This window comes from Xenorhabdus eapokensis, assembly GCF_001908105.1.
Map to the genome: position 1 here is coordinate 1 of NZ_MKGQ01000039.1, position 12,596 is coordinate 12,596.

General features: G+C 42.7%; 11 protein-coding genes. 10 read left to right on the top strand and 1 reads right to left on the bottom strand.

Annotated features, from left to right (window positions below; genetic code table 11):
• Positions 1–160: 160 nt before the first annotated feature.
• Positions 161–334 carry a hypothetical protein gene (locus Xedl_RS29825; RefSeq protein WP_167366726.1) on the bottom strand — a complete coding sequence of 58 codons (174 nt, stop codon included), beginning with the start codon at positions 332–334 and terminating at the stop codon, positions 161–163.
• A gap of 133 nt (positions 335–467) precedes the next feature.
• Between Xedl_RS29825 and Xedl_RS16955 the strand changes: the two genes are divergently transcribed.
• The 10 genes from Xedl_RS16955 to Xedl_RS16995 all read left to right on the top strand — a co-directional run bounded on the left by Xedl_RS16955 (position 468) and on the right by Xedl_RS16995 (position 12,515).
• A complete protein-coding gene (locus tag Xedl_RS16955) occupies positions 468–2,906 on the top strand; it encodes a DUF5906 domain-containing protein (RefSeq protein ID WP_083600380.1) in 2,439 nt (812 codons plus the stop codon).
• Between the two features lie 666 nt (positions 2,907–3,572).
• Positions 3,573–5,360 (top strand): non-ribosomal peptide synthetase, encoded by a 1,788-nt coding sequence (locus Xedl_RS16960; RefSeq protein WP_074024952.1) that lies wholly within the window; start codon positions 3,573–3,575, stop codon positions 5,358–5,360.
• Entirely contained in the window at positions 5,357–6,631 is a 1,275-nt protein-coding gene (locus Xedl_RS16965) for a hypothetical protein (RefSeq protein ID WP_074024953.1), read from the top strand. The genes Xedl_RS16960 and Xedl_RS16965 overlap by 4 nt, the downstream gene beginning before the upstream one ends.
• On the top strand, positions 6,631–7,239 hold the full coding sequence (locus Xedl_RS16970) for a thioesterase domain-containing protein (RefSeq protein WP_074024954.1): 609 nt from the start codon (positions 6,631–6,633) through the stop codon (positions 7,237–7,239). Before Xedl_RS16965 ends, Xedl_RS16970 begins: the two co-directional genes overlap by 1 nt.
• Positions 7,236–7,877, top strand: coding sequence for a phytanoyl-CoA dioxygenase family protein (locus Xedl_RS16975; protein WP_208605079.1), 642 nt, complete (start codon positions 7,236–7,238; stop codon positions 7,875–7,877). The genes Xedl_RS16970 and Xedl_RS16975 overlap by 4 nt, the downstream gene beginning before the upstream one ends.
• A gap of 7 nt (positions 7,878–7,884) precedes the next feature.
• Positions 7,885–8,109 (top strand): hypothetical protein, encoded by a 225-nt coding sequence (locus Xedl_RS31690; protein WP_074019578.1) that lies wholly within the window; start codon positions 7,885–7,887, stop codon positions 8,107–8,109.
• Positions 8,106–9,482, top strand: coding sequence for a 2-isopropylmalate synthase (locus Xedl_RS16980; protein WP_074024955.1), 1,377 nt, complete (start codon positions 8,106–8,108; stop codon positions 9,480–9,482). Before Xedl_RS31690 ends, Xedl_RS16980 begins: the two co-directional genes overlap by 4 nt.
• Positions 9,479–10,225 (top strand): class I SAM-dependent methyltransferase, encoded by a 747-nt coding sequence (locus tag Xedl_RS16985; RefSeq protein WP_074019580.1) that lies wholly within the window; start codon positions 9,479–9,481, stop codon positions 10,223–10,225. Before Xedl_RS16980 ends, Xedl_RS16985 begins: the two co-directional genes overlap by 4 nt.
• Positions 10,226–10,233: 8 nt before the next feature.
• Positions 10,234–11,712: an ANL family adenylate-forming protein gene (locus Xedl_RS16990; RefSeq protein WP_074024956.1), complete on the top strand. Its 1,479-nt coding sequence runs from the start codon at positions 10,234–10,236 to the stop codon at positions 11,710–11,712.
• Positions 11,712–12,515, top strand: coding sequence for an asparagine synthetase B family protein (locus tag Xedl_RS16995; protein WP_074024957.1), 804 nt, complete (start codon positions 11,712–11,714; stop codon positions 12,513–12,515). The genes Xedl_RS16990 and Xedl_RS16995 overlap by 1 nt, the downstream gene beginning before the upstream one ends.
• Positions 12,516–12,596: the final 81 nt, after the last annotated feature.

Below are 12,596 nucleotides of genomic sequence, written 5' to 3' on the forward strand. Positions count from 1 at the left end.
GTGGACTGATCGCTTACTGCCTTAAATTGAAAAAACCATCACTGGAAGTTTTCTATTCAGAAGACGCTGTTCCAATGATGGCTTAAGCAGAATTCGGGTTATTTAAACAGCAAAAGGATAGCGGCATGGGAGCTATCCTTCTAATTAATTGTCGGCTGGTTCAACCCTTGGGTTCAATACCACGTGATTGGAGTTCTTTACGAAGTACGCGCTTGATCCATGTAGCAAGGGAAGCATCACCATCGGTTTTTGCCTGTTCTTCAAGTTGTTGCCTGAATTCTTCCGTCAATCTCATTTGGTATTGGGGAGAACGCTTTTCTTTTTGTGTTGACATGGTAATTACCCAAGGATATTTTAAATTACATGGTAATGACCATTTTAATTTTAGTAACCAAATAAAACAACGCCCCATAGTGCTCGCAACACATACAGGGCGTCTGACCAATAACCGTTGAGAGAGAACGATAATGGCTGATACACAGCATAACCAAACTCACCCTAAATTTACATCTTCAGATAAAACAGACGGACAAAAACAGCCCGATCTGATTCAGACCGTGAAAAGATCTGCTATGTACCATTGGGAAAATCTGTTGCCTGCATGCGGCATCGACATTCCCGCAAAGGGGAAACATGGTGCTTGCCCTGTCTGCGGTGGTACTGACCGTTTTCACTTTATTGACGACCATCATCATGGCAACTGGCATTGTCGCCAATGTGACGCCCCAAACTATGGTGATGGGCTGGATTTAGTGGCAAAAACCAAAGGGATCTCGATTCTTGAAGCAGCAAAAGTTATTGCGGATACGCTGGCATTACCTTTGCCAGAACCCAAGCCAAATAGGGAAAGCATTCAAACAACACAATCGATTGCTGAAAGAGTGACGGCACTGATGGCGCAAACTGTCGCCGGACAATCTCCCTATCTGACCGCAAAAGGGCTGCACTGCCCTGGTCAGCGGCTGCTGTCCGATAATTCGATAGTGTTGACACTGACAACATTGGATAAAAAAGTAACAGGCGCACAGATCATTAAGCCTAATGGCGAGAAAAAATTACTCTCTGGTAGCCAGAAGAAAGGTGCATTTATTGCTGTATCAGATCTGGAAGAGCACTCCGACACAGTAATCATTACTGAAGGTTATGCTACTGCGCTCACAGTTAATCAACTTTATAAAGGTACTGTTCTGGCGGCACTGGATGCAGGTAATTTGCTATCTGTCGCTCAAGCAGTTCGGGAGCACTGGTTGGATACAAAAATTATTTTCGCCGCCGATAATGACTGGCACAGTCCCGACGAACTGGATAAGAACGGTAAGCCCAAAAAGAATGTTGGAAAGATCTCAGCGGAACAAGCTGCCCTTGTGGTTAATGGTTGGATCACATTGCCACCTACAGAGCATAAAGCTGATTGGGACGATTATCGCCAGCAATACGGTGTGGAAATAGCAAAACATGCCTTTTCTCAGGGACTTTATCAACCGATATCAACCAAGAAAAAAGCAACTCCTCAGCCCAATGATGCCAAGCCTTCAAAACTGACATTATGCCAGATGGGAGCCAGTCAGCGCGGGGAAGTGTTACTGGCACGTTATGACGGCAATTTGGCACTGGATGGCGCTTCGGAAAGCGTTCATCACTATGATGGTATTGTCTGGCGTCCGGTCAGTGACCGTGATTTAAAACGGGAAATGGTGGCGGCCTTTATGGAAGAAAAGCTGCCGTACTCACCACATGGTATTAGCTCTGCCGTGGATGCTCTGAAATTACAACTTCCCATGATGCAACCACCAAAGCGCCACTTAATCGGGTTCAATAATGGTGTGTTTGACCTGAAAACCTGCCAGTTCCGGTCGCATCGTAAAAGTGACTGGCTGCTACTTGCTAATGATGTTGAATTCAATTCCCCCACTTCGGGGGAAACCCTGAAAAACCATGCGCCACAGTTCTGGCACTGGCTGAATCGGGCAACAGCCAACTGTGAAAGCAAGTTTAATCGTGTATTGGCGGCACTGTTTATGGTACTGGCGAACCGTTATGACTGGCAGCTTTTTCTGGAGGTCACCGGCGCTGGAGGCAGTGGAAAAAGCATCTTTGCTGAAATCTGCGCTATGCTGGCAGGCAAAGGCAACACCGTTTCCGCCAGTATGGCTGCACTGGAAAACCCACGGGAACGGGCGTTGATTGTCGGGTATTCGTTGATTATCCTGCCAGACCAGACTCGCTATGTAGGTGATGGCTCCGGCATTAAGGCCATTACAGGCGGTGATGAAGTTGCCATTGACCCGAAGCACAAACAACCCTATTCAACCCGTATTCCTGCTGTCGTACTGGCAGTGAACAATAACGCCATGAGTTTCAGTGATCGCAGTGGTGGCGTGTCGCGGCGTCGGGTAATTTTCAACTTTTCCGAAGTTGTGCCAGAAAATGAACGCGATCCACTCCTGCGGGATAAAATTGCGGCGGAATTGCCTGTGATTATCCGACATCTGCTGTATCGGTTCGCTGATCCACAAGCCGCAAGGTGTTTACTGGCAGAGCAACAAAAATCAGAAGAAGCGCTGGAGATCAAACGCGGCACAGATCCATTGGTCGATTTTTGCGGCCATCTGATTGCATCCCATGAAGCTGATGGTCTGTTAATCGGCAATGCGGAAATTATGCCATTCAATCCTCGCAAATACCTTTATCACGCCTACCTTGCTTATATGAAAGGCAATAACCTGAATAAACCTGTTTCCGTAACGCGTTTTGGCATGGATATGCCGGGCGCACTGGCAGAGTATGGACTGCATTACCTGCGCAAGAAAAGCAAATACGGTATTCGCAGCAATATGAACCTCAATGTCGACACAGCTAATGAATGGATGCCAAAACTGACAAGGAATGACCAGCCAGAAGAATAATTTTTTCTTATACAGACATTTTTCAAAGAAATATAAAAAAGTATTCACCATTATTCACTTTGTAATTTAAACCAGATATATCAATCTATTATAGGATTGATAGTTATTTTTAAACTGTTCGCAAGTATTCAACCCTGTTCACCATTTTTTCAAGTTTGAGGTGAAGGGTTAGTTGAAGAGTAATGATGAGTTTGATTTCAGGTTAATACCATTTAAAATTATGAATTTAAACAAAAATATTTAAAAGTGAATAGGTGAACAGTTTTATCACTAATTCTTTAATAGGGTGGGTTAAATAAGAATTTTTTCTGGCAGGTGTTTTTCAGTTCTCCGAGTTATCGGGTTAATGTATTAGCCCGGTAACTCGGAGAAGACAAGCGCAGCGCGTCAGTGACGTTATAGGTCAAAATGGTTATTTCCCGATTAAGTGAAAAACTCTTTTTGACTGACCATTAGTTTTGTGCTATGGCAGTTTCAAATTTATGCAGCTAATAGCATTCTTTATGTACGTATAAAAATCACTTTAATAACATATTTTTAACAAAAATGATAACATTTATTTAAAATTTGTTTAATTAATCTGCTTTTATTATATGGATTGTCTATTTAGTTTTTATTAAGATTTTTTCCGGGCTAAAAAGATTGAACTATATTGTTACTGGGAAAATGGATAACTATAAATCAATAAATTTTATAATATCCCATATTGTTGATCTTTATGGGGACTCACAGGCTGTTATTGACGAAACAGAATCCTTAAGCTATTCGCAGTTATATGCTGCGGCAAGCCAGCTCTGCGTGCATTTGGCGAATACCCAGCAAGGTAAAGGGAAGTGTATTGCTGTCGCAGGTCCTCATAATGTCAGAACTATTGTTGCTTTATTGGCAATCGTACTTTCCGGAAATTACTATGTCTATGTTGATTTAAATCAACCAAAAACTTGGCTTGAACAGCAACTTAGTCGACTAAATTGCCATATAATGCTCTATTCCACAGGTAATTACCCTGCAAATATACCTAACGGTATTACATTGTTTTCTTTAAGAATTAAGAGCGATAGTTGCTTTGTTCCAAGTACTTTCCCCGATATACCAATTCATCATGCGGCTTATGTTAATTTTTCATCCGGTAGTACGGGTGAACCAAAAGCAATTGTTTGTGCTCACGCGGGTATTATCCGTCTTTGTCGCCAACAAAAATTTCTCGACTTTGATTCTCGTCCAATATTTCTATTTCATTCCCCTTTATCTTTCGATGCAGCTACTCTGGAAATCTGGGGAGCATTGCTCAATGGCGGTACTTGTATCGTCCATCAAGAAAAAATACTGACCCCACAGGCTCTACAAAAAGCTATTCATTATTATGGTGTCAATACTTTGTGGCTGACTACAGCCCTTTTTAATGCTCTCGTTGATACTGATATTCAATGTCTACATGGATTACATACTGTACTAACTGGTGGAGATATTTTATCAGTTTCTCATGTACGTAAAGCCTTTAATGCTCACCCAAAAATCAATTTTGTAAATGGCTATGGTCCAACTGAGAACACTACGTTTACTTGTTGCCACATAATTCGGGCTAAGGATTTAACGGGGCATGATATTCCTATCGGACAGGCAATCAACGGTACGCAGGTATTACTTTGCGATTTGCAAGGTGAACATATAACTGCACCTGGTCTCAGTGGTGAAATATACGCTATTGGGGAGGGAGTAGCATTGGGATATTTCGGTGATCCAGAACGTACAGCACAAGCCTTTGTTACTATTACTTGGCAGGGAATATCCCAACGAGCTTATCGTACAGGCGATCTTGCATATTATGACGAAGAGGGAAATCTACATTTTATTGGTCGAGCGGACAGTCAAATAAAAATTAATGGCTACCGTATTAATTTAAATGAAATAGAAAATAGACTGCGCAATATTCCGGGAGTAGAAGATTGTTCATTATTGGTGCAGCAATATCATGGTAGTAAACAGCTGATAGCCGTACTACAAGCAGAAGATGATCGTCCAGCTCGTCAAGCTATGCTGAAATTTCCTTCTTGGGAACGTCCGTCCTCTTGGTTTTGTGTCCGTTTACTACCTTTGACTCAGCATGGAAAAGTGGATCGTCGAGCGCTTTTTTCGCAATGGCAAGCATTACAATCCCAATCATCAACTATGGAAATGAGCCAGCAAGAAGCAGCCTGTGCCATCTGGTGGTCAGAATTGCTGGGCTATCCAGTTACCTCTCCAGCATACAATTTTTTTGAATCAGGCGGTAATTCATTACATGCTTTGCGCTTACTGGCTACTTGTTATCAATACTATTCTGATGTGGCACTTTCCCTTCAGGAACTTTATCAGCATGCGACTCTTGCTGATTTCGCTTCCCTGCTAACCCGCAAGGGAATTGATGTCAATACATTACAGAATCCTATTCCTGAGGGGGTTCTGGTACTATGAATGAAATCTTTGAGAAGTTATCTCAGCGGCAAATTTATTGCTTACCATTTGGTAATCGGCTGGTTATTTATGGTCAGTGGCAACAGTTAGATCAAGAGGAACGTTCCTGGCTACAGCAAGAAAAAGAACAGCTGCTTACCTCTTATAGTGATAGTTCCTGCATTTTGCCACTTCCTTGCTGGCTTAATGCAATGGTACTGAGTGAGATTATTTCCGGAGACTGTTCACAATTCGGATTGTTCTACCTGGCACCAGACTCTGTTCCTCCAGAACCTTCCAAACTAAAAAACTTGATCGAAGGTCTATATAGAACTTTTCCACTTCTCAATAGTGCGGTGGAGTGGGGGGATAGTGGACTCGAATTACGTCTTTTTACCTCACCATATAATGCCGAACCTGAATATCAGGAATCTGTGCAGTATGCAGATGCTCAGGATTTTATTCGCGAACAATTACAGCACTCTCACTCTGTGTTTAAAAGAGGAATGCTGCGGGTCGTATATGCACGTTGTGGTAAGGACATGCGGTGGGGAATATGGCTGCATCACTTGATTGCGGATGCTGACTTTGTTCAGACATTGCTTTCCCGGGTACATGTTTGGTTAAAGACCGCTACATGGCCAAAGCCGGATCTGGATTTTATTCAACAAATTTGGGTCTTAGAACAACAAATCACAGTACACCGAGAACGGCTACAAACTTTCTGGTGTAATCAAAAAGTGCTTTTCAGCATACTGGCCATGCCTCCGACATGGGAATTGTTACCCGATAGCTCATTGATGAGCTTCACATTGCACGATGAACCACAAATGCTTGCCCGTATGATTCTGGCCCTATCACGGACATTGGCTAAGCTGAATATTAATGGTCCTCAGTTAGCAGTAACCCCGGTTACTTTGCGCCGTATAGGGCGAAATACGGGCAGTGGATGTTATGTCAATCTATTACCGATACTGCTGGATGCTCGCTATGAAGTCACGGAGTTTGACCAGCTCCGTTTGTCGTGGCTAGAGCACGCACAGTTGCCTCAGGAGGAAATTACTTCTCTGTGTGAACTCAATTATCGTGATGCTATTGTGATGCTCAATTTCATAGATACATCAATAGTAATGGAAGGGTTTCAGCATCATCCTGAATTTCGTAGTAGAAAACCTATCACCATAACCGTCACTCATGGAGAACCAGGATTCTGGCACGTTAAGCTGACAACCCGCTGGGGAGAAACATTTAGCAACGCTTTACACAGCGCCTTGGTAGAGGAGCTGACTTGATGATACTTTTGCTTCCTGATTTCGTTGGACATCCCAGTTGTTTTCAGACCCTGCTTTCCCATCTACCTGAACAGGTGGAAAGTATTAATTATCACACATTAGCTATGAAAGAAGATCTTTCTGAACTGGCTGCTCTTATCGCTGATGGACTGAAATATAAGCCGACTTGGATCATTGGCTATTCGTTCGGTGGTGCTCTGGGATACGAACTCTGCCAACGCAATTTCCCTACTGCCCGCTTAGTTATGGTGGACAGCCATTTGCCTTCATTTTCGTTACGTGAAATGCCTGTCGACGAACAGTATCAGCGCTGGCTAACAACAGATATACAAGACTGGCTTTCCTTGATGCAGGAGCTTAATGAAATAAAGTTACCTGTTATTCTAAATAACATTAGCCTATTCAGCCAATGGCAACCAAAACCAGCCTTGCAACAAGCATGGTGGATACGTTGCACTCGAAATAATATCAACGTAAACACTGACTGGCATTTGTTGATCCAGCATGTCCATCAATTCGACGCCTCAGTACGTCATCACGAGGTAATGAAAGAGAGTAGCGTGATTTCTTACCTTATCAAACTAATTCAAGAGGTTACCTTTTCATGATATTTCATAAGCAGGCAATTTTACCCGATTTTCAAAAACTGGCGCTGGATTGGATTCTTGCACAATCCGATTTTCCGTCTGCAGGGCTAGAGCCAGAGTTCGATATTGGTGATGATAAACTGCGTTATGCAAAAAAAATCCGCAACATCTCTAATCATGACCCACAATTCTGGCAGGCATGGCGTTATGATTCCGGGCTGACGAAAATTGTAAGTCAGTACCTCGATAACCCTCGTTTGTTACGTCATGCAGCCTTTATTAAACGTCATGCTGATGAATCGTTTATTCCTCTACATCAGGACATTGCATTGTGGGAAAAACCCTTTAATACCGCTTGGACGTTCTGGGTAGCTTTGACTCCGGCATTTAAAGAGAACGGAGGTATGTTTTATCTGCCCGATACTGATGTGGTTTATCCGCACGAGTTCAATCTAAATTATCCCATGTTTAAGTGCATCGACCTCGAAAAAAACCAAATTTCTCAGGAAAAACTAAAGGATGTATCACTTCAAGCAGGAGATATCTCGGTATGGCCTGCAAAAACCCCGCATGGCAGTTACATGAATATCAGCGGTCAATTGCGTATAGGCATGCCAATAGTGTTTGTTGAAGAGAACGAATATCAAAGACTAATGTGAGGCAAATATGAAAGTATGGGTAATTGATAATCTAAAAATTATTTTCCCTGATAGAGAGATTTCAGAAACCAATATTGATGAATCCCTCAAAGAATTATTAAATCATTCAATGAAAATGGTGACTTTTTTGGCACGCTTTGCTCGACAATTTAATCATGCACCAAAAATTATGGATTTTCAGGCTGCTCCTTGTTTTGAAACCTTAGTCAGAAGTATGGAGCACCCTACATGATACGTATTATTGATTGCACTTTGAGAGAAGGCATGCAAACCCGCCAGTGTTGCTTTACTACTGAACAGTCGGTACTACTTTCCCGAGAAATAGCGGCATTAGGGGTAGATACGATTGAATGTGGACATCCTTTTATTTCGTCGAAAGAAGCAGAACGTGTGCAAGCTGTGGTAGCAACCTCACCTGTGCCAGTGTTAGCTCACGCCAGAGCTCGCTTGGAAGATATCGATGCTGTGTTACAAACTGGCGCTCACTGGGTTGGATTGTTCGCCTCTATTAATGAAATTTCAATGGCAACGAAGTTTAAAGGTAAGAGCCGCGAAGAATTGCTAACCATGTTTGGTTCTTCTATCCGATATACCCGTGAACAAGGACTGTTAGTCAGGGCAACCATTGAGGATGCAGGGCGAACTGCAGTCCCTGACTTGGTCAGTATGATTATAGCTGCTCGTGAAGCAGGTGCTAATCGTATTTGTTTCGCTGATAGTGTAGGTATTCTACTACCCGATGAAACTTTTGATGTGTTATCGCTATTACGCTATGAGTTTCCTGACATTGTTCTTGAATATCATGTTCATAACGACAGAGGACTAGCGCTAGCTAACACGTTAAAAGCGATTGAAGCGGGAGTTGAATGGATCTCTACGAGTTGTAATGGTATAGGTGAACGTGCAGGTATCACTGATACTTTCCAATTGATTACGCTGTTTGCTACACGTTTTGAACAAAATCGTTTTGATATTTCCCGAATTTTGGCGCTCTCTGAATTGGTAGAAGCGTATAGCAGAATACCAATGTCTCCAATGCAACCGATTGTAGGTAAAAATGCGTTTGTGCATGTTGCCCGCTTACACCAACTTGCTATGCAAAAAGACAGTGCTGCTTACAGCATTTTTGATCCAAAACTCATCAAGGGATACATCTCTCTGGATCATTTTACTCCCTTACAAGAACAAGAGCTTTTTCTGGTTCCGTTGGAAAAATCTTCAACAGAACTGAAGTATCACCGCCACGGCCCAGGAAAACGCTTTGTGATGTTGGATAAACGATTGGTAGATGGGTCTCCCTACTATTTTATTGCCCGCCAATTTTCGATGATAGGCGCTGATGAGTCTGCAGAGACAGGTCATGTTGATAGCCACACTCATAATTGTGACTCCGTATTCTTGTTCTTAGGAGATGGTCAAGACTATATCGGCCTAGAGGTGGAAGTCGATCTTGGGGGCGATATTCGTCATATACATAGCCCAGCCAGTGTTTTCATCCCTGCGGGTGTGGCTCACTCCTATCGTTTTATTCGCGGTTGTGGCACCTATATTAACTTTGTCCATAAAGGCGATTACCATGAAAGTTTATTGGAGATAACACAGTGAAACAATTTAATAAAAATGCAGAATCTTATGATATCGTAAGGGGCAAAATCACCTACCCCGATGAGTTATATCGTTCACTCTCTGTCCGAGCACCTTCAAATGAAGCTGCATTGGATATTGGCTGCGGCAATGGCGTTTCTACCATTCGTTTGAAAGAGTATTTTGCTTATGTTCAAGGGTGTGATCTTGGTGATGCTCTTATTGAGCGAGCGTGCCATAGCTATCCTGATATAACGTTTAGCGTATCTCCAGCAGAAACTTTCTCCCCGCCACGCAATTATGACCTGATAACCAGTGCAACCTCATTTTACTGGATGGATCGTCAAGTAGTGTTAATGAATTTACAAAAGTGGTTAAAATCCGGAGGGCTTTTTTGCGCCTATAAATATGATTTTCCAATGGTTTATGGGCCATTGCGCGATTATATTGAAAAAGAATTGATCTCGCGCTGGGCAAAGTACCGAGATTCTCGTCTGACACAATATGATGATACGCTCGAACTGATGCGTGATTGTCCGCACCTGTATAACGCACAACGTGAGGTGTTTGCCAATATTATTTTCCTTTCTGCAGAAGAATTAGCATTGTTTTTTTTATCTACTAGCTACGTGACTCGCTATATTGAGCTGGAAGGTGGGGAGGCTTACGCTCATGAATTTATGGAAAATGTCATGACAATTGGTGGTGCCAATTCGATTGCTGTTAACTTTGATATTCATGCTTTTACTGCGGTAAACCGCTAGGAGGACAGATGGAATATCTGCCCATCACGCTGGATACTACACTCCGTAAGAAAGCCCTTAGTTCGCCACAGCAATCTCTGTTGATTGATGCCTTAAAACCCGAATCAGCTATTGAATATCGATGGAAAGAAACCAATATGCTTGTCGATGCTTTGGCTTGGCAGTTTGCGGGTTTACCTGGCAAAGGCATTGGTGTGATACTGGACAACAGCTATAACTGCCTGTGTATGATTTATGGCGTTATCCGTTCAGGAAAAGATTTGGTCCTAATCGATCCTGAATGGGGTATTACAGCAAAACAGGCAATTATTGATGAGATGGTGCTACAGATATTGGTAAGTGCTGTCCCTATTCAGGATGAGTTTGCCACATTGCAATTTATTCCTGACTTTTCATCCGATTCTGTTGAGATGTTTGATGAGCACGCAGCCGCAAATAGCAGAATGATTATTTTTACCTCAGGAACTACAGGTAAACCTAAAGGTATCGTTCTCAGTCAGCGAGCTATGGTGAACGCCTATGCCATTGGTCAGCGCAGCCTAAAGATAGGTGAACATACTCGTGCTGGCTGTTTTTATCGAGTCAGTGGATTAGGAATACTTGGTATCAACTTCCTGTTTCCTCTACTGTATGGTGGCAGTGTAGTATTACTTCCGCAACATTGCTGGTCTGACTGCATAAAATTTTGGCAGTTAGTAGAACAATTCAATATCAGCTTTCTCTATATGGTTCCACCTATTGTCAATTTTATGGTTAAGGAAGGGGTTCCGCTCACGGTTCCTTTTCCATTATCCCGCTTATTGTGTGTGTCTGGTTCAGCCCGCTTGGATGCCGGTTTACAGGAGGAATTTCAGCGCAATTTTGCTCCGTTAGCCAACATTTATGGACTGAGTGAGTGTGGTTTTGCCTTTTTATTTGGTCGTCTAAATAGAAATAAATTTGATAATACGGTAGGTTCTGCTATCGGCCTGACACTACGTTTGACTGATGAACAGGGTCATGAAATTACCCAACCTGGTTCTCGCGGGCGATTATGGGTGAAAACACCAAGTCTGTTTTCAGGATATGTAAATCAGCCCGAGCTAACGGCACAAGTGGTACATGATGGCTGGCTGGATACCCAAGATATTGCCTATTTCGATGATCAAGGTGGATTTTATGTATTGGGTCGTGTGGATGGGACAATAAATAAAGGGGGAAACCTGTTCCACCTTAACGAGTGTGAACAATTGTTGAATACCCGTAGTGATGTGATAGATGTGTGTTGTCTGAAAGTACCCTGTGATATTTATGGTGAAGATTATATTGCAGTTATCCAAGTAGAACTTGGGCAAGAAAGTGTTCTGTTAACTTGGTTACAACAGCATTTAGGCATATCCCGTGCCCCGCGTTCTGTTTTCTGCCTCAATAAAAAGCTTCCACTAAATGGTGCCGGTAAACACGACCGACGCGCTATTACCGAACTTATTACCCAGGGAGTATCATAATGTGCGGCATTTTGGGTGATATTGGACCAAGGTTTGATGGTGCTCGTTTTCGTCAAGCACTTCAGAATCTTCATCATCGGGGTCCTTATGATAACGGGTTTGTTGACTTACCTGCAGGTGCATTAGGAATGACACGCCTGCCAATGTCTAGTGCAGCCTCACTACCGATACCAGTGAAATATGGAGAAACTTATGCCGCATATAATGGTGAAGTTTACTCCCCAAATGTGGGAATTGTGGATGAAGTTCGCTTGCTCTGTGAGGGAATAGAAAAAGGAATACTACCAGATGGAATGTTTGCGATAGCATTATGGCAACCGCATAGTGCTTCATTGACACTACAACGTGATAGTTACGGAATCAAACCCCTCTACTATTTTTATCAAGCAGATCGTGGACGGTTGATATTTTCATCCGAGCTTACGCCGATACTGACTTTGTTAGGTGAGTGTATACCAAATATCGCCGCGATAGCTCAGGTTGTGGCAACAGGGGGTACTTTAGAAGGCGAAAGTTTATTTTCCGGTATACGCCTTGTAGCCCCTGGAGAGCAGTTAAGATTTAGGCTTGGTGAAGGGCAAGCACGGTTGATTCAACGCCAGCATTTTTTTCCTCAAACTGAACCATCATCGCATTCAATTGAAGAAACACTAGGTGAAGCTATCAACCGTTGTAAATCGACATTTCGTCCATCAGCACTGTTACTCAGTGGGGGAATCGACTCAACTCTGCTTAATACCTGGATGAAGCCTGATATAGCTAAATTCACTCTTGCCTTAGAGCCTATTCGGAATCTTTTTTGAACGTAATTGTTTTTCCTGTATTCTGTCCGCCCAAATAAGATAAGTGCCTATATAAGTGACCTGCTGGAATGAGAAAAACCT